Here is an 18,489-nt window from a genome sequence, read left to right as displayed (position 1 = left end):
ATGAAATGTTAAAAAAAACCTACAAAAATTTAACCAAAGTGGTAATTATATAACTTTTAACATTTTACCGACAACTGAGAAGGCATTTATTGCCTTGTCAAGGTGCTCTTTTTCATGCGCTGCAGACAGCTGGACACGAATTCTTGCCTTTTCTTTTGGAACTACTGGGAAGAAAAAGCCAATAACATAAATTCCTTGCTTCAAAAGTTCGTTTGCCATAGTTTGAGATAATTTGGCATCATATAACATAACAGGAACAATTGCAGAATCTCCATCAATAATATCAAAACCTGCTTTTTTCATTCCTTCTTTAAAGTAATTAGTATTCCATTCTAATTTATCTCGAAGTGTTGTATCTTTTTCTAATAGCTCAAAAACCTTTATTGAAGCTCCAACAATTGCAGGTGCTAATGAATTTGAAAACAAATAAGGTCTAGATCTTTGGCGTAATAATTCAATTATTTCTTTTTTTGCAGTAGTATATCCTCCCATTGCGCCACCTAAAGCTTTACCAAGGGTCCCTGTAATAATATCTACTCTTCCCATAACTTTTTTCGCTTCAAGAGTTCCTTTTCCTGTTGCGCCAATAAAACCAGCAGCATGGCATTCGTCTACCATAACCATTGCATCATATTTATCAGCTAAGTCACAAATTTTGTCTAATGGCGCTACAAGTCCATCCATTGAAAAAACACCATCGGTTACAATCAATTTAAAACGTGCCCCAGCTTCATTTGCTTTAATCAACTGCTGTTCAAGGTCTTCCATATTATTGTTCTCATAACGATAACGAGCCGCTTTACACAAACGAACTCCATCAATAATAGAAGCGTGATTTAAACTATCTGAAATAATTGCATCATTCTCACCAAGCAAAGGTTCAAAAACACCTCCGTTAGCATCAAAAGCTGCAGCATATAATATAGTGTCTTCTGTACCATAAAAATCTGCAATCTTTTTTTCTAATGTTTTATGAATATCTTGTGTTCCACAGATGAAACGAACTGATGACATTCCGAAACCATGTGTATCCATTGCGTCTTTAGCCGCCTGCACCACTTCTGGATGTGACGAAAGTCCTAAATAATTATTAGCACAAAAATTCAAAACTGTTTCTCCAGTTGAAATTGTAATTTCTGCACCTTGAGGAGAAGTAATGATACGCTCCTTTTTAAAAATTCCATTTTCTTCGATTGTCTGCAGCTCACTTTGCAGATACTCCTTAATTTTACCGTACATTTTTTTATTTATTTAAAACGTTAAAAATTAACAACTTAACAAAAATAAAGCTTCGTTATTTCTTTAACATCTGATTAATTTTTTCACAAATTTACCACTTCAATTTCTGCTCCAATATACACCAATGCTTTTTTTAACACTTTGTATCCTAAATCTTCAATTGCATCTTGATATTCCTGAATTTGCTGTTGGTATTTAGCATTTACAGCTCCTGTTTTATAATCCAGCAAATAAGCTTGTTTATTTTCTAAAAACACAACTCGGTCTGGTTTTAAAATTCTTCCTTCCTTCTGAACAATTGTTTGCTCATTTAGAACAGTATCTTTCCCATTAAAACAGACATCCAATTCTGGATGATTTACTATTTCCCTTAAAGTCTGAAGCACCTGCTCTACTTGATCAAAAGTTATTAATCCATTTTCAAGTGATTTTGTTACTGCTAAATCGATATCCGATTTATCTTTAACAAAAGCCAAAATCTCATGCACAATATTTCCGTACGAAATTGCTTCCTGCTGATGAGTTCCCCACATTAAAGCTTCGCGCTGTGCTATTTTAATATTCTTTGGATTCAAAACTTCTCTCACAATCGGAATTGATTTGACTAAATTGACTGTTTCAGAAAGTTTCGAAAGTCTCATTTTATTTCCAAATTCGTAGTTTAATTTTTCTTCTTCATAAACCCCTTCATTAATTAAAAATTTAATAAAAAAGGAAGCCATATTATTTGGATATTCTCCATCATTTTTTGCTTTTAATGATTGAGAAATCACATAAAGTTGCTCTTCTGCACGAGTCAAAGCCACATATAACACATTTATATTATCTAAAAGCTCTTCTTGCTTTTTCAAATTAAAAACTGCCGAGGCATTTTCGCCAAATCCTTCAACTGCGCTACTATTATCTACCAGTGCTTTTGGAATTCCTAAATCAATTTCTTCTGTATCGAGCCAAAGTTTATCTTTTGGCTTCCTATTATAATCTTCGTCAGCAAAAGGCATAATTACAACTGGAAATTCTAATCCTTTTGATTTATGAATAGTCATAATTCGAACTGCATTGTTTCCTTCTGGTGACGGAATACTAAATTTCTCTGCATTTTTATCCCAGAAAACTAGAAAGTCTGCAACTCCAGATTGATTTCGGATATCTCTTTCTAAAACAATATCTAGAAAAAACTGAACATAAGCATTTCCTTCAGACGGAAGAATAAACTTAGAAATGACAACTTCTACCGCTTCATACAATGATTTTTTTCTAACATCTTCAAAAGAAAAAGAAACATCAAAAGTCAGAAGCCATTCTTCAAAATCTTTTTCAAATCTATGATTCATTCCCATTGCAATGAAATCATGAATAGGCATTGCCAAATCTTTGCTCGATGCTAGGAAATGTAAAAAATGTGCTTTCGATTCTAAATCTGCACTATTATTTAAGTATCTAAGAAGATGAACGATCAAACGAACTTCTGATGCATTTTGAATCATTAATGTTTCCGAAGACAAAAGAGGGATTCCTTGCTCGGTCAAATAATTAGCAATTGCAATTCCCTGATCTCTTTTTCTGGTAAGAATTACAATATCTTTATATTCAAAACCTTGTTTCACAACTTCCTGAATTGTGTTTAAAGTTGCTAAAACATACAAATCAGATTTTTCAACAACTTCTTCTTCATCTACAAATTCATTTTTATCTACGATTGGAAGAAATGATATATTTACATAACCACCTTTCTTCGAATTTGTGTTCTGAAAACTATGATTCTCATATAAGTCTTTATAATCTTCATTTGAAAATTCAGCCGAAATCAGTTTAAAAAAAGCATTATTAAACTCAATAACTTCGCTATAACTTCGATAATTAGTGTTTAAATGTTTGATTTGTTTGTCCGGATTATTAAACGGATTCACATCTTTACTCAATTCAATAAATTGTTCCGCTTTACCTCCGCGCCAGCGATAAATAGATTGTTTAGGATCGCCAACAATCATTAAAGTTCCTTTATTTCCTAAATCATCTAAACCCGAAAGTGAGTTATCTATTAAAGGAATCAAATTTTGCCATTGCATTTCTGAAGTATCCTGAAATTCATCAATGAAAAAATTACGATAACGCTCGCCCAAACGTTCATAAATAAAAGGCGCTGGCTGATTCTGAATTTCGCGATGAATAATCGCGTTGAATTCTGAGATGGATAAAATATTTTGTTCCGATTGAATTTTTGCAAGTTCATTACTTACTGTATTCAACAAAGAAAGTGGTGTAATATTTTTCAAAAAGGCTTTATAAAAATCTCTTTTTTCAAAGTTTTGATAAACCTCTTTTAATATTTGAAGTAATTCTGGAATAATATTTTCAATTAACGCGCGGTCTTTTACCGTTTTGTTAATCGCAATATCATCGAATTCATGAAATGTTTTATTTTTCGGATTGAATTTTCCGCTTCGAATACTTTCTAAATGATTTGGAAAAGTTCCTCTTGAAAATGATTTTGGATCAATTCCGTTTTTATCAATCAATTCAATCGCTTTGGATGCAAAACCCTCATTGGTTTCTTCAAGCCCTTTACAAAGCGCTTGCATTTTTGTTTTAATTTCCACAAACTCTCCGATAGTTTTGTCTTGAAAATGTAGAATTTCGTTTCGATTATTTTCATTAAAAACCAATCTTCCCGTGTCTAGAATTTCACGCGAAATATCCCAACTTTTGTCATCATCGGTTTTTTCCATAGTAAAATCGATGAGCAGTTTGGTCAATGTTTCATCTTCTCCAGCTTGCGCAATAATTGCATCAACAGCTTCGACCAATAAATTTTCGGTATCCAGAGTGACTTCAAAAGTCATTGGAAGATTTAAATCGTGTGCAAAAGCACGAATAACTTTGTGGGTAAATTTATCAATTGTCGAAATATCAAAAGCAGCGTAATTATGAATTAAGTGCTTAATAATCTGCTGTGATTTGGTTTTGATTTTAATAATAGAAAGCCCAGTATCTCGCGAAAGGCCTTCCATTAAATCAGCCGCTTTTGGAGACGGATCATCTTTTGCGAATTCAGACAAATTTCCAACAATACGGCTTTTCATTTCATGAACTGCTTTGTTGGTAAAAGTGATTGCTAAGATATTTCGATATGCATCGTTTTTTGGAGAAGAAAGAATAATTTTTAAATATTCTTTTACCAATGTATATGTCTTTCCTGATCCTGCAGAAGCATCATAAATGGAGAAAGACGGACTTTGCATAGTTTGATTTTTTGTATCGTAAAAATAACACAAAATATTCAACCCTCAATAATGAAAAATTCCAAATTCCAATATCTGTCTGTTGCGAATGCCTTAAATATTGGAATTTGGAATTTTGAAAATTTTGGATTTTTTAAATTTATCCGTGTTTTGGAAAAGCTCTTTTATTAAAAACCAAAAGTATTCCTACTCCTGTAGAGATTGCTACATCGGCAACATTAAAGATAGCATTGAAAAAAGCAAAATGTTTTCCGCCAACCATTGGAAGCCATTCCGGAAGATTTCCTTCCCATATTGGAAAATAAAACATATCTACCACCAAACCATGAAACCAAGTTCCATAAGGCGCAGGTGAAAAAAGAGTTGCTAAGTTATGTGTGCTGTCATCAAAAATAACTCCGTAAAAAACAGAGTCAATAATATTTCCTGCCGCTCCTGCAAAGATTAATGCAATTGCTACAACTAAATAAGTCGAGTGACGCTTTTTTATAGAATCAGAAAGCCACCAGCCAATTCCGAAAACAGCAAAAATTCTAAATACAGTCAAAATTAATTTTCCGTATTCGCCTGGTATTTTTGTTCCCCAAGCCATTCCTTCATTTTCAATAAAATGAATTCTAAACCAATCAAAAATTACCACTTCTTCACCTAGAATGAAATTTGTTTTGACATAGATTTTAGAAAGTTGATCAACAATTAAAACTAAGAATATAAGGAAATACGCTTTTCGTAATGACATTTTATGATTTTTTGATGGGCAAAAATAACAATTTAATCAAAAAAAACGCTCCTTAAGGAGCGTTAATTGTTTTCTAATAAACTAAAGAAGGTCGAAATGCTAATCTAAACCCGATAAAGTTTATTTTTTTACAGGAGCATTCGCTGGTGTTTTTGGACTGTCGGAGAAAAAATCTGAAAGAGACTTAAATATTCCTTTGCTCTCTTTTCCGGCAGCCAATTTCTTTGCTTCGCCCTTCTTTACATCTGCTTTAAACTTAACACGCAGTTTTTCAAATTCTTTCATTCTGCGCTCTACGTCAGAGTTTATTTCTTTGAATTTCAGTACTTTAGCCATAATGTAAGTTTTTTATAGTAAATAATTTAAATTATTAATGATTTGGTACTACAATGATACATAATTTAATTTATATTTGTTAATAAAAATTAACACTTGTTTAGGATCATTGTCGTTAATTTTTATTTAAACCAAACACCAAAAACTAAATTTAATATTCCTCCCTAAATCCTACAAATCATGAATGAAATTACAACTACCTTAAACGACTTTCTTGTCAGCACCAAATCTACAGCTGCATTAATCTTGAACGGAAAAGGAAAACTTATAACTTCCTTAAACCTAGACTATGGCGATAGTATCGCCGCAATGAGCGCAGCTATTTTATCTATGAGCGAAAAATTTTTAATTGATTTAGAAAAAGGCTCATTAAAACAATTATACCTTAAAAGTGCCGAAGGCGTTATTGTTGGAAACAAAATTAGCGGTTCTAATTTTATCGTTGCTTTTTCTAAAGAAGGCAGCAATCTAGCACTACTGATGCGTTCAACAGAAGAAGTTTCTGCTGAACTAAGCAAGAATTCCCTATTAAAATAACATAAATCTATCTATTAACAACAAACCGAACGTACTATGAGCAATGATTTTTTAAACGTGTTTTTAAACGAAATGAAAACTAACGTAAACGGCTTTATCGCTGTGGCTGTAACAGAAATTGAATCTGGATTAAGTTTTGGAAATTTAACTATTGATCCAAGTTTTGACCCAGAACTTGCCGCAGCTTATAACTTAGAAGTTGTAAAAGCTAAATTGAGTGCTGTAAAAGCATTAAACTTAAACCAGGACATCGAAGATATTTTGATTACACTTTCTAATCAAATTCACATTATCGATATTTCTCCAAACAAAAAATTTATGATCTACCTAGCTGCAGATGCTTCAAAAGCTAATTTAGGTATGACCAGAGCCATTTTGAGAAAACATAAAGCTGAAGTTGAAAAAAATCTAGCTTAATCATTTCTTTTGATTTCAAAATAAAAACCGTCTTTCTCAAGACGGTTTTTTTATTGTATTTAATTATTAACCTGCAATTTATCTATCGAATAAGTTCTTACAAAAACAAGCATCCATTAACTATGTTTATTTTGATCAATTATAAATAATTTCTTTCAAACCATAAATCCAACAATAGCGCTAGATAAAGTTAAACATTAAACAAAAAAAGCGCCCCTTAAAGGAGCGCTTTTTTTACATTTCTGTAGTTTATCGTTGCAAGTTTTTAGCTTCGATACTCATTGTTGCATGAGGAACGATTTTAAGCCTTTCTTTGCTAATTAATTTACCTGTTACTTTGCAGATACCGTAAGTTTTGTTTTCTACACGGAATAAAGCATTTTTTAAATCGCGAATGAATTTCTCTTGTCTGATAGCCAACTGAGAGTTTGCTTCTTTAGACATAGTCTCACTTCCTTCTTCAAAAGCTTTAAAAGTTGGAGAAGTATCGTCAGTACCATTATTCAAATCGTTCATATAGGCACTTTTGATCAAATCAAGATCTTCTTGTGCTTTTTTAATTTTTGCTTGGATTATTTCTTTGAACTCTGCTAAATCTGCGTCAGAGTATCTTGTAATTTCATCTATCATTTTCTAACTATTTTGAAATTAATATAATGGTTCTAATATCATCAAACTCAATTTCTGTGCCGTTTTCTAACGTGTCAGCAAAAACCAGTTCGTCTGTTAATGTTTCAGACTTAATATAGTCTTCGTTTTTTGAAACTGCATCTTCTAAAATGCCGTTTCTTTTTATTTGAACTTTAATCTTATCCGTAACCTCAAATCCTGAATCTTTACGAATGTTTTGTATTCTATTTACTAATTCTCTAGCGATACCTTCACTTTTTAATTCTTCGGTAAGAGTAATATCAAGCGCAACTGTTATTCCGTTTGAATTAGCAACTAACCATCCTTCGATATCTTGTGATGTAATTTCCACATCTTCTAGTGATAAAGTTACACTATTTCCTGCAATAACAATATCTAGCGTTCCTTGCTTGTCTAATTGATTAATCTGATCTGCAGAAAAACCTTGTATCTCCTTAGAAATCAAGCCCATATCTTTCCCGAAACGTGGTCCAAGAGCCTTAAAATTAGGCTTAATTTGTTTTACCAAAATACCTGAAGCATCGTCTAAAAGCTCAATTTCTTTAACGTTCACCTCAGCTTTTACAAGGTCAGAAATCGCTTCGATTTCAGCACGCTGATTGTCGTCAAGTACTGGAATCATTACCTTTTGCAGAGGTTGACGAACTTTAATCATCTCTTTTTTACGTAGTGATAAAACCAAAGATGAGATGGTTTGCGCCTTCTGCATTTTGCTCTCTAACGTTTTATTAACAAAGTTTTCGACAAATTTTGGAAACTCAGCCAAGTGAACACTAGCAAAATCCTCGGTTCCCGTAGAAGCTGTCAAATCTCTGTATAATTTATCCATAAAAAATGGAGCTACCGGAGCGCTTAGTTTACTAATTGTAAGCAAACAAGTATAAAGCGTTTGGTAAGCTGCAATTTTATCTTTTGCATATTCTCCTTTCCAGAAACGACGACGGCATAAACGAACGTACCAGTTACTTAAATTCTCCTGAACGAAGTCAGAAATGGCTCTTGTCGCTTTTGTTGGTTCATAATCTTCGTAGCATTCGTCAACAAATTTGATTAACGAATGTAATTCAGAAATAATCCATTGATCGATTTCAGGTCTTTCGTTTAACGGAATTTCAGCTTCGGCATATTTAAATCCGTCGATGTTAGCATATAACGAGAAGAATGAATAGGTATTGTAAAGTGTTCCGAAGAATTTACGTTTAACCTCAGCAATTCCCTCAAGGTCAAACTTCAAGTTATCCCACGGATTTGCATTCATAATCATATACCAACGTGTAGCATCTGGACCGTTTTCTGCAATGGTTTTAAATGGGTCTATAGTATTTCCTTTACTCTTAGACATTTTAATTCCATTTTTATCCAAAACCAAACCGTTAGAAACTACGTTTTTATACGCTACTTTATCAAAAACCAAAGTTCCAATAGCGTGTAAAGTATAGAACCATCCACGAGTCTGGTCTACTCCTTCAGCAATGAAATTCGCTGGAAAATCTTTGTTTCCGTCAATTTTATCTTTGTTCTCAAAAGGATAATGCCATTGTGCATAAGGCATTGCTCCAGAATCGAACCAAACGTCGATTAGATCACTTTCGCGCTTCATTGGTTTTCCGGAAGCGGAAACTAAAGTAATGGCATCAACAACATTTTTGTGCAAGTCAATTAAATCATAATTTGACTCAGACATATTTCCGATTTCAAATCCTTTAAATGGATTTTCTTTTTGGAAACCTGCTTCGATCGATTTTTCGATTGCATTGTACAATTCTTCAACAGAACCGATAATAACTTCTTCCGTTTTATCTTCTGTTCTCCAAATTGGCAAAGGAATACCCCAATATCTAGAACGAGATAAGTTCCAGTCGTTAGCATTTTTAAGCCAATTTCCAAAACGTCCTTCACCAGTAGATTTAGGTTTCCAATTGATAGTTTCGTTCAGGTCGAACATTCTATCTTTTACGTCGGTTACTTTAATAAACCACGAATCTAACGGATAGTATAATAACGGCTCATCTGTTCTCCAGCTATGCGGATAACTGTGCACGTATTTTTCAACTTTAAAAGCTTTATTTTCTTCTTTAAGACGAATAGCGATTTCAACATCAACAGATTTCTCTGGAGCTTGTCCTGCATCGTAATATTCGTTTTTAACATATTTACCGGCCAAATCACCTACATGAGAAGTGAATCTTCCTTGTAAATCAACTAAAGGAACTGCTGTTCCGTTTTCGTCAAGAACCAACATTGGCGGAACTTCTGGTTTTGCTTCTTTAGCGACTTTAGCATCATCTGCACCAAAAGTCGGAGCTGTATGCACAATTCCTGTTCCATCTTCTGTTGTAACGAAATCTCCAGAAATTACTCTAAATGCATTTTCAGCATTTTGATATGGCAATACGTAAGGCAATAATTGCTCATAACGGATTTCTACTAAATCTGCTCCTTTTGCTTCAGTTAAGATTTTGTACGGAAGTTTTTTATCTCCGTTTTTAACGTTATCAAAATCAGCATCGTCTTCACTTAAGAAAAATCCTTTTCCGAATTGTTTTCCAACTAAGTTTTTAGCCAAAATCACATTGATTGGCTCAAAAGTATATTGATTGAAAGTTTTAACTAAAACATAATCGATTTTTGGACCAACTGTCAAAGCTGTATTTGACGGAAGTGTCCAAGGAGTTGTCGTCCAAGCTAAAATGTGAACATCTCCAAAACCTTGTAAAAAGCTTGGAAGCGTTTCTGGCAAAGTTTTGAACTGCGCTACAATTGTAGTATCGGTAACATCACGGTAAGCTCCAGGCTGATTTACTTCATGAGAAGACAATCCAGTTCCTGCTTTTGGAGAATATGGCTGAATAGTATAACCTTTGTACAACAAACCTTTATCGTAGATTTGTTTCAAAAGCCACCAAACAGACTCCATATATTTTGGTTTATAAGTCACATATGGATCTTCCATATCTACCCAATACCCCATTTTTTCGGTCAAATCATTCCATACGTCAGTATAACGCATAACGGTTTTTTTACACGCTTCGTTATATTCTTCGATTGAAATTGTTTTACCAATATCTTCTTTTGTAATTCCTAATTCTTTTTCGGTACCCAATTCTACAGGCAAACCGTGAGTATCCCATCCGGCTTTTCTTTTAACCTGAAAACCTTTTTGAGTTTTATATCTGCAAAAAATATCTTTAATCGCACGTGCCATTACGTGGTGAATTCCAGGTAATCCGTTTGCTGAAGGCGGACCTTCAAAAAATACGAAAGGCTCAGCACCTTCGCGAGTTGTTACACTCTTTTCAAATATATTTTCTTTCTTCCAAAAATCAAGAACTTCAGACGCTACGGTTGGTAAGTCAAGTCCTTTGTATTCAGTAAATTTTGTACTCATTTTATCCTTTTCTTAAACGAGGTGCGAAAGTAAGGAATTTTGAGGAAAATAGATAAAAGATAACGGAAAAAAGACCGATTTCAGGAAATTTCGAGTAGATTCCGCAACAAATATTGCCGTTTTAACTGATTTAAGAGAAAACTTCTTTTAAAATCTCCAAAGATTTAGGTTTTTTGAATCCTTCAAGATGAAGACTGTAATAATCAATTATAATTTTTAGAAGGATTTGTCTTTCCAAAACATGAAAGATTTTTTGATCGTTATCGAATTTTAAATCAAGTAATTTTTTAAATAGATTGGTTTCGTGTTCAGACAAAACATTTCCATTTTGAAAAAGCGTAAAAACACCTTCATTCATTTCAAAAAAAGGAAGATTATTTTCTGAAAGATCCGGGTAAAAGCCAAGATATTTTGTGATTTCTAAAAGCAGGATTAAATGAAAATTAGAAATTTCATCGTGATGATCGAGCCAAGTCAGTGCAGTTTCTAAAAACAAGAAAAGCTGTTCGTTTTTTTCCTCTTCTTGAATCGAATGATGAAGCATTTCTGAAAGAAACATTACCATCGTACTTTTCACAATATCAGTATGAATACTTTGAAACGGGACAGCACTTTTTATTTCTTTAAAATTTTCTAAAGTGCCTTTATTTTTGTGAACCGCTTCAATTTCTAAAATCGAAAATGGCTGAAAATAAGCAATCTTCTGACTTGCTTTCCGACTTGAAAAAGCGTCACGCACAAAATAAGATTTCAGTCCGCTTGAAAGTGTAAAGCATTTTACAATCAAGCTTTTTTCCTGAAATTTTAAAGAGGAGATTACTATGGCTTTGGTTTTGACAAGCAAAATTTTTGTTTTTTTGTTTCAAGTTTAAGGTTTCAGGTTTTGAACTGAAAACTGAGACTGCGATTGGATACTATCGAATAATCATCACTTTTTTCACTTTAGTTTCTCCTCCGTCTTGCGCGGAAATAAAAACCATATAAACCCCAGAAGCGACTTTATATTTTCCAAAAGCTGTTGTGTCCCATTCGATTGTCCCGCCTGAAGATGTTATTTCGAAGACTAAATTCCCTTCAATATCAGTGATTTTGACATTTGCTTTATCAATTAATCCAGCAACTTTAACGGTTCCTGTATAAGTTGGACGAACTGGATTTGGATACACATATACATTACTCAAATCATCGTTTGCATCTGTTGAAATTCCATTAAAAGAAACTAAACCTTTATTGGTTGCAATAAAAACCTCTCCAGTTTTACCATTTATTTTAATATCATTAATATAATTGCTTGGCAACGGAGAATTATTTATGGTAAAATGATATTTCGTTTCCTGTCCATTTGATGAAACCATAAAAACACCCGAATCTGCTGTTCCAATCCATTTATTGTTTGCCCCATCGACTGCAATAGAAGTTACAAATTGTTCATACATTAATTCTTGCGCCAAATTATCCTCAGTAATAATAATTGCATTTGCTTTTAATTGGCTTTCCGATTGAAAATTGCTAACATTCGATAAAACTCTCAATCCTTTTGTTGTTCCTATCCAAAGCTGATTTTTTGTATCTATTGCCAACGTTCTAACATCTTCTACTGGTAAGTTTCCTTCATCGGTACCAGAAGTCATTTTCTTATATGTATTGGTACTTTCATTAAAACCAACTACTCCATCTCTATTGGTTCCAATCCATTTTACATTGTTCTTATCTACAACTATACTAGAATAACTGCTAGATTCTGGATTGATCAAAATAGAAGTCATTGCATAACTGCCCCATTGTCCATTTGTTTTTAAAACTTTTAGACCATTTTTAATTCGGCTATTAGTGACCCAAAGATTTCCTGTTTTATCAAAAGCAGTTGCATTAATACGAACATCAATATAATCTGGACCTTCTGTTGTAATAGATTCCAATCCGCTGTTTGTCGCATTATATAAAAAGTTCGGAACATCATCTTCAACTTTCAGCAAACCAGAAAAGAACGAACTTGCATAAACTTGCTTTTCGTTGTTTGGGTTTACAAGAATTCTTGTAATTGATTTTGCATCATAAACTTCAGAATAAGGAATATTCAACCAACCCGAAGTATTGTATTTACTAATTCCATAACTATCCAAACTATAAGGATTATAAGAAGCATCGTAATCACCATAAACTGCCCACAAAACATTGGCAGTTGCATCTAATGAAAAGATATTATTGCGATCAGGTCCTGCTGGCGTTGTGCTTGCAAATGTCGAAGCTGTACTTAATGTAGAAACAAACAGTCCGTTTTCTTTTGTTCCAATAAAAAGCTGATCTCCAATTGCCGTTGCACACGAAAAACTCAGCGTATTATTTAAAACTTGTGTATTTGTAATTTGTCTATTCAAAACCATCTGATTATTATAGACATAAACAGTGCTGGCCGTTGTAATGAATAAATTATGATTTTTAGCTCTCATGTCAACAGAAGCCTGAGGCAATTGAGAAAAACCCACAAATGTACTTGAGTTAAATCGATGAATATAGCCAGAATCGTTTACAGCAATAAGTTCTGTATCTAAAGCTTCTACACTAGACCAACTTCCTGTATTTACTACCGACCATTGATTATAATCTATTAGATTAGGATTGGTGCTATCTGCTTTTCTTATGCCACTTGTAGTTGCTGCGAAAATAAATCCGTTAAAAAAAGTAGTTTGTTTTACACTGATTTCAGCTCCATTGTCGCCAATAAAATAAGTATCGCCAAATTGAGAAGTAGTTAAATTGAATTGTACAATTCCAAAATCGCAAGAAACATAAATCAAACCATTATATTCCATAAAATGATTGATCTTTTTTGTATTTGCTGGGAGCTGTTTATTAATTATATCTACAACTTTTAATATGCTTCCATCAGTTTCATTAATTAAAATCATCAAACCATTCTCATAACCGATAATTGTTTTTTTGAAAGCTTCACTATAATAAACCGCTGAAATAGTTTGTCCTGATAATCCATCAACTGTAGTTATTGTTTTTAGAACGTTAGTTGAAATATTTTTAGAAAACAAAGCATTCTCTGATGCTGCAAAAACGCTAGTAGAAGATTCTGAAACATCTTTTATTTCATTAAACGAAAAATATCCCTGCCAAGACAATTTACCCTGAGCTTGGCAAAATTGAATTAGAACTAAAAATAAACCGCAGAAGAATGTTTTTTTCATTATTAATGTATTCGGATAGACAAATATACTACAAACGAGAATTATTTAATTTTTGATATAAATAAAAAATGCCTTCGAGATATCTTAATAAAGATAGCTGAAGGCATTTTTATAATTACAACTAAGTTTTAAACTACACCTTGTGCAAGCATAGCATCGGCAACTTTTACAAATCCAGCGATGTTTGCTCCTTTTACGTAGTTTACATATCCGTCTTCTTCTGCACCGTATTTTTTACATTGGTTATGAATTCCGATCATGATTTCTTTCAATCTTAAATCTACTTCTTCACTAGTCCAGTTTAAACGAATAGAGTTTTGAGTCATTTCTAATCCAGAGGCAGCAACACCACCAGCGTTAGCCGCTTTTCCTGGAGCAAATAATACTTTATTATCTAAGAAAAGTTTAATCGCATCTAAAGTAGAAGGCATATTAGCCGCTTCAGTAACGCAAAGAACTCCATTGTCAATTAATTTCTTAGCATCATCTCCATTCAATTCATTTTGAGTTGCACATGGAATTGCGATATCTACTTTTACTTCCCAAGGACTTTTTCCTTTATGGAATATTGCGTTTGGATATTTCTCAAGATATCTTTCTGCTCTATTATCTCCTGTTGCTCTCATTTCAAGCATGTGGTCTATTTTTTCTCCAAAAATTCCTTCTTCATCATAAATATAACCATCAGGTCCAGAAATTGTAACTACTTTACCTCCAAGTTCATTTACTTTCAAGGCAACTCCCCAAGCTACATTTCCAAATCCAGAAATAGCAACTCTTTTTCCTTTAATTTCATGACCAATAGTGCGAAGCATTTGATCAGTGAAATAAACTACTCCATATCCTGTAGCTTCTGGTCTGATTAATGAACCACCGTAAGCCAAACCTTTTCCAGTTAAAACTCCAGTAAATTCATTTCTAATTCTTTTATATTGTCCGAATAAATATCCAATTTCACGAGCACCAACACCAATATCTCCAGCAGGAACGTCAAGGTCTGGACCAATGTGACGGCATAATTCTGTCATAAATGATTGGCAGAAACGCATAATTTCTCCATCTGATTTTCCTTCTGGATCAAAATCAGAACCACCTTTACCTCCACCCATTGGAAGAGTTGTTAAACTATTTTTAAATACTTGTTCGAAAGCAAGGAATTTTAAAACTGATAAATTTACTGTATGGTGAAATCTAATTCCTCCCTTATAAGGTCCAATTGCAGAGTTCATCTGGATTCTAAAACCTCTATTTACAATAATTTCTCCCTTATCGTCTACCCACGGAACTCTAAATATAATTGATCTCTCTGGTTCAGCGATTCTTAGAAGTATATTCTTTCCATCGTATTTTTTACGCTCAGATATAAAAGGAATTACAGTTTCTGCAAATTCTCTAACAGCTTGAAGAAATTCTGGTTCATTTGGGTTTTTTGACTCAATTAGAGCCATAAATTCATTTATTTTTTGTTCCATTTTGAAATAAATTTTTCAGATAATTTGATTTAATTCCTATTCTTATAAATAAGAAATCATGTTTAAGAAAACGTTTTCGTTTTAACACACAAAGATATATCAAATAATGATTCGATGTTATATTTTTCACTTTTTTGGAGCGATTTGTGTTTTTTTCAAATATTACAAAAAAACACATTTTACATGTAGGTGTTTACATATAAATCACCTTTTAAAAGTTAGGAAATTAAGTATTTTGATACTTATTTTTCAATACAGCAATTTAATATTTTGAATCGATTAGGTTTTTTATATATTTGCCGAGATTTGTAAGCCCCTAGAAAATGCCTAAACACCTATTTATCACATTATTTGCCATCTTTGGTATATCAACCGTAGCATCAGCGCAGTCGGACCTAGCTCAAGAGATAGGAATATTTGCAGGACCAGTTACATTACAGTCAGATTTTGGTGAAAGACATAACGTTGACACCAATGTTGGGAATACTGGTTTTGGAGTTGGAATTATGCATTTCATCAACTTTTCTGCAGCCAACAATAGAGAGAGCTTCTTTACAGAGCACTTTAAAGTTAGGTCAGAATTGTCTTTTAGTAAAACAACTTTGAAGCACTTTGGACAATGGGTTGAAAGAAAGCCTGACGGAGTATTTGCTCAACAATTAAAGAACATGCATGCAAGTTCTTCTGTAGTAAATCTTGGTGCTCAATTGGAGTTTTCGCCTTTCATGAAAATTCATGATTTCGAAAACACAATTGGTAGCTTCAGTCCGTACGGAAGTTTAGGATTTCAAATAAGTTATTATTCAACTAAAGTTGGATCTAATTTAGGAGATATCACTCTTCCAAATGTTACTCCAGGAAAATACTTAACTCCATCTGACGGACGTGCGCATGGATTTTCTACAGAAACTGGTGTAGCTTTATCTGCAACAGCTGCTGTCGGGGTTCATTATAAATTAACTGAAATGAGCGATTTAATGTTTGAAACTCGTTTCCAAATGTACAACTCAGATTGGATTGACGGTTTAAATCCTAATAAAGATATTTATAAAGAAAACAAATCTAACGACTGGCAGGTTTGGTTTAACTTTGGATACATCTACTATTTAGAATTTTAATTTTAAATAAGTTACAAAATAAAAAATCCCAAATTCCAAAAAGTAAAATTGGAATTTAGGATTTTTTTATTGCTTATTTTTAAGATAAAGCTTGTTCTAAATCTGCAATTAAATCTTCTGCATCTTCAATACCAACACTTAATCGAACCAAATCATCAGTAATACCAACCTCAGCTCTTTTATCTGCAGGAATTGATGCGTGTGTCATTAAAGCAGGATGATTTGCTAATGATTCAACTCCGCCAAGAGATTCTGCCAATGTAAATACTTTCAGTTTTTCTAAAAATGCGATTGAATCTTCTTTTTTGCCTGATTTAAAATCAAAAGAAACCATTCCTCCAAAAGCTTTCATTTGTTTTTTTGCAATTTCATGAAATGGATGATTTTTTAAACCTGGATAATAAACCGTTTTAATTTTAGGATGATTACTTAAGTATTCTACCACTTTCTCTCCATTCTCACAATGCCTTTGAACTCTTAAAGCCAAAGTTTTGATTCCTCTTAAAACCAAGAAACTATCCATTGGTCCAAGAGTTGCTCCTGTTGCAAATTGCTGAAAATGCAATTGTTCGCCAAGTGCTGTATCTTTTACAATTAATGCTCCCGCGATAACATCAGAGTGTCCTCCTAAATATTTTGTTGCTGAGTGCATTACTATATCTGCTCCTAAATCTAAAGGTTTCTGTAAATAAGGAGTTGCGAAAGTATTATCTACAGCAAGAAGAATTTTTTTCTCTCGCGTAATTTTTGCTATTTCCTGAATGTCCGCTAATTTCATCAACGGATTTGTTGGTGTTTCTACCCAGATTAACTTCGTGTTTTCGTTGATTAAACTTTTCAATTTTTCGATATTCGTCATATCAACAAAATGAAATTTAATGCCTGAATCTTTATAAACACGAGAAAACATTCTATACGTTCCGCCGTACAAATCATCCATCGCAATGATTTCGTCTCCAGCTTTAAAAGATCTCAAAACGCAGTCTGTCGCTGCAAGACCAGATGAAAATGCTAGTCCGCGAGTTCCATTTTCTATACTTGCCAGCGCCTCTTCTAAAGCAGTACGCGTAGGATTTGAAGCCCTGCTGTATTCATAATCTGCCAAAGGTTTACCTGGGCTTGTTTGCACAAATGTTGAAGTTTGATATACTGGTGGCATAACTGCCCCTGTACTTGGATCATGATGCTGTCCTCCGTGTATTACTTTTGTATTGAATTTCATATAGTTATAAATTTTAATTCCTTATTTCTTGTACAAATTTACCGCTTAATTTATTTTATCCTGATACAACTTCTTACCTTTGTAGATAATTAACACTTTTTGATATGAAAAATTACATATTTACAATCTTATTGTGTTTGATTTTTACAAGTTGCAAAAAAGAGCTTTCGTTTGAAAATGAAACCTTTGAAGAAAAATCTACTATTCCGTGCAAAAATGACTGCCCGAAAATCACAATAGAAGTTCCAATTGCTAAAAATATTAAAGTAACATCAGACAGCATCAATAAAAAAGTATTTGCTGTTATTAAAGAAATTGTATTTTTTGGCGAAGATTCGACAAAAGTCAATGATTACAAATCATTGGCAAAATCGTTTATTGCTTCATACGAAGAAATGCACCAAAAATTTCCAAATGATACTTTTGGCTGGGAAGCGAAAATAACAGGAAATGTCGAATTTGAATCTGATCAAGTTTTAAATCTTAAAATTGATCATTACACTTTTACTGGCGGTGCCCACGGATATCAAGGTTATCGTTCCTTATTATTTAATAAAAAGACAGGAAAAACGATTTTCAATAATCAGTTATTTAAAAACGAAAATGAGTTTAAGGCTTTCGCCGAAAAAAACTTTAGAGCAAAGTACAAAATCCCAGAAAAAGCTAATATAAATGCTACAGGATTAATGTTTGAAAACGACAAATTTCAACTGTCTCAAAACATTTTTTATACTTCTTCGGGTTTACTTTTATATTATAATTCTTATGAAGCTGCTTCTTACGCAGACGGCCCAAAAGAACTTTTATTTTCTTATGATGAAGTGAAAAAGTATTTGAATTTTCAATAAAACTAAACTGAATCTTTACCAATATACTGGATGTAGACGCACTGCAGTGAGCCTCTACAGAAAAAACTTAGAACCTTAGTATC

Annotated in this window: 14 protein-coding genes; 4 read left to right on the top strand and 10 right to left on the bottom strand. The window is 33.0% G+C overall.

Annotated elements, in window-relative coordinates; translation table 11 throughout:
• Positions 1 to 45 precede the first annotated feature (45 nt).
• The 4 genes from kbl to V6624_RS11485 all read right to left on the bottom strand — a co-directional run bounded on the left by kbl (position 46) and on the right by V6624_RS11485 (position 5,556).
• A complete protein-coding gene (kbl, locus tag V6624_RS11500; RefSeq protein ID WP_338841809.1) occupies positions 46 to 1,239 on the bottom strand; it encodes a glycine C-acetyltransferase in 1,194 nt (397 codons plus the stop codon).
• 83 nt (positions 1,240 to 1,322) lie between these two features.
• Positions 1,323 to 4,481 carry a UvrD-helicase domain-containing protein gene (locus V6624_RS11495; RefSeq protein ID WP_338841808.1) on the bottom strand — a complete coding sequence of 1,053 codons (3,159 nt, stop codon included), beginning with the start codon at positions 4,479 to 4,481 and terminating at the stop codon, positions 1,323 to 1,325.
• Positions 4,482 to 4,620: 139 nt separating this feature from the next.
• On the bottom strand, positions 4,621 to 5,220 hold the full coding sequence (locus V6624_RS11490) for a lipoprotein signal peptidase (RefSeq protein ID WP_338841807.1): 600 nt from the start codon (positions 5,218 to 5,220) through the stop codon (positions 4,621 to 4,623).
• Positions 5,221 to 5,340: 120 nt separating this feature from the next.
• On the bottom strand, positions 5,341 to 5,556 hold the full coding sequence (locus V6624_RS11485) for a hypothetical protein (RefSeq protein ID WP_111287233.1): 216 nt from the start codon (positions 5,554 to 5,556) through the stop codon (positions 5,341 to 5,343).
• 180 nt (positions 5,557 to 5,736) lie between these two features.
• On the opposite strand from V6624_RS11485, the gene V6624_RS11480 reads away from it, so the two are divergent.
• Positions 5,737 to 6,093: a roadblock/LC7 domain-containing protein gene (locus tag V6624_RS11480; protein ID WP_091494460.1), complete on the top strand. Its 357-nt coding sequence runs from the start codon at positions 5,737 to 5,739 to the stop codon at positions 6,091 to 6,093.
• A 36-nt stretch (positions 6,094 to 6,129) separates the two neighbouring features.
• Positions 6,130 to 6,510, top strand: a complete 381-nt coding sequence (locus tag V6624_RS11475; RefSeq protein ID WP_057115205.1) for a hypothetical protein — start codon at positions 6,130 to 6,132, stop codon at positions 6,508 to 6,510.
• Positions 6,511 to 6,759: 249 nt separating this feature from the next.
• Here V6624_RS11475 and V6624_RS11470 read toward each other — a convergent pair whose 3' ends face one another.
• The 5 genes from V6624_RS11470 to gdhA form a co-directional block, all read right to left on the bottom strand.
• The gene (locus tag V6624_RS11470; protein WP_012022792.1) at positions 6,760 to 7,140 is read right to left on the bottom strand and encodes a TraR/DksA family transcriptional regulator; all 381 of its coding nucleotides are present in this window, start codon (positions 7,138 to 7,140) and stop codon (positions 6,760 to 6,762) included.
• 7 nt (positions 7,141 to 7,147) lie between these two features.
• The gene (gene ileS / locus V6624_RS11465) at positions 7,148 to 10,549 is read right to left on the bottom strand and encodes an isoleucine--tRNA ligase (protein WP_338841806.1); all 3,402 of its coding nucleotides are present in this window, start codon (positions 10,547 to 10,549) and stop codon (positions 7,148 to 7,150) included.
• 130 nt (positions 10,550 to 10,679) lie between these two features.
• Positions 10,680 to 11,393, bottom strand: a complete 714-nt coding sequence (recO, locus tag V6624_RS11460) for a DNA repair protein RecO (RefSeq protein ID WP_111287237.1) — start codon at positions 11,391 to 11,393, stop codon at positions 10,680 to 10,682.
• Positions 11,394 to 11,463: 70 nt separating this feature from the next.
• The gene (locus tag V6624_RS11455; RefSeq protein ID WP_338841805.1) at positions 11,464 to 13,746 is read right to left on the bottom strand and encodes a T9SS type A sorting domain-containing protein; all 2,283 of its coding nucleotides are present in this window, start codon (positions 13,744 to 13,746) and stop codon (positions 11,464 to 11,466) included.
• A gap of 128 nt (positions 13,747 to 13,874) precedes the next feature.
• Entirely contained in the window at positions 13,875 to 15,218 is a 1,344-nt protein-coding gene (gdhA, locus tag V6624_RS11450) for an NADP-specific glutamate dehydrogenase (RefSeq protein WP_111287241.1), read from the bottom strand.
• A gap of 323 nt (positions 15,219 to 15,541) precedes the next feature.
• Between gdhA and V6624_RS11445 the strand changes: the two genes are divergently transcribed.
• Complete coding sequence (locus tag V6624_RS11445) at positions 15,542 to 16,336, top strand: THC0290_0291 family protein (RefSeq protein WP_111287245.1); 795 nt, start codon at positions 15,542 to 15,544, stop codon at positions 16,334 to 16,336.
• A 79-nt stretch (positions 16,337 to 16,415) separates the two neighbouring features.
• On the opposite strand, the gene V6624_RS11440 is transcribed toward V6624_RS11445, so the two are convergent.
• Positions 16,416 to 17,558, bottom strand: a complete 1,143-nt coding sequence (locus tag V6624_RS11440; protein ID WP_338841804.1) for a cystathionine gamma-synthase — start codon at positions 17,556 to 17,558, stop codon at positions 16,416 to 16,418.
• A 104-nt stretch (positions 17,559 to 17,662) separates the two neighbouring features.
• On the opposite strand from V6624_RS11440, the gene V6624_RS11435 reads away from it, so the two are divergent.
• On the top strand, positions 17,663 to 18,406 hold the full coding sequence (locus V6624_RS11435; protein ID WP_338841803.1) for a DUF3298 and DUF4163 domain-containing protein: 744 nt from the start codon (positions 17,663 to 17,665) through the stop codon (positions 18,404 to 18,406).
• The last annotated feature ends 83 nt before the right edge of the window (positions 18,407 to 18,489 follow it).

Origin of the sequence: Flavobacterium ginsenosidimutans, from assembly GCF_037478105.1 — a bacterium.
Lineage (GTDB): Bacteria > Bacteroidota > Bacteroidia > Flavobacteriales > Flavobacteriaceae > Flavobacterium > Flavobacterium ginsenosidimutans.
Note: the sequence above shows the minus strand (reverse complement) of the source record. Positions and strands in the feature narration are given on the sequence as shown.

Excerpts from the sequence above, each read along its gene's own strand:
- V6624_RS11485 (WP_111287233.1), bottom strand. The coding sequence starts at position 5,556 with ATGGCTAAAGTACTGAAATTCAAAGAAATAAACTCTGACGTAGAGCGC.
- gdhA (WP_111287241.1), bottom strand. The coding sequence starts at position 15,218 with ATGGAACAAAAAATAAATGAATTTATGGCTCTAATTGAGTCAAAAAAC.
- V6624_RS11470 (WP_012022792.1), bottom strand. The coding sequence starts at position 7,140 with ATGATAGATGAAATTACAAGATACTCTGACGCAGATTTAGCAGAGTTC.
- kbl (WP_338841809.1), bottom strand. The coding sequence starts at position 1,239 with ATGTACGGTAAAATTAAGGAGTATCTGCAAAGTGAGCTGCAGACAATC.
- V6624_RS11490 (WP_338841807.1), bottom strand. The coding sequence starts at position 5,220 with ATGTCATTACGAAAAGCGTATTTCCTTATATTCTTAGTTTTAATTGTT.
- V6624_RS11495 (WP_338841808.1), bottom strand. The coding sequence starts at position 4,481 with ATGCAAAGTCCGTCTTTCTCCATTTATGATGCTTCTGCAGGATCAGGA.
- ileS (WP_338841806.1), bottom strand. The coding sequence starts at position 10,549 with ATGAGTACAAAATTTACTGAATACAAAGGACTTGACTTACCAACCGTA.
- V6624_RS11435 (WP_338841803.1), top strand. The coding sequence starts at position 17,663 with ATGAAAAATTACATATTTACAATCTTATTGTGTTTGATTTTTACAAGT.
- V6624_RS11455 (WP_338841805.1), bottom strand. The coding sequence starts at position 13,746 with ATGAAAAAAACATTCTTCTGCGGTTTATTTTTAGTTCTAATTCAATTT.
- V6624_RS11480 (WP_091494460.1), top strand. The coding sequence starts at position 5,737 with ATGAATGAAATTACAACTACCTTAAACGACTTTCTTGTCAGCACCAAA.
- V6624_RS11445 (WP_111287245.1), top strand. The coding sequence starts at position 15,542 with ATGCCTAAACACCTATTTATCACATTATTTGCCATCTTTGGTATATCA.
- V6624_RS11475 (WP_057115205.1), top strand. The coding sequence starts at position 6,130 with ATGAGCAATGATTTTTTAAACGTGTTTTTAAACGAAATGAAAACTAAC.
- V6624_RS11440 (WP_338841804.1), bottom strand. The coding sequence starts at position 17,558 with ATGAAATTCAATACAAAAGTAATACACGGAGGACAGCATCATGATCCA.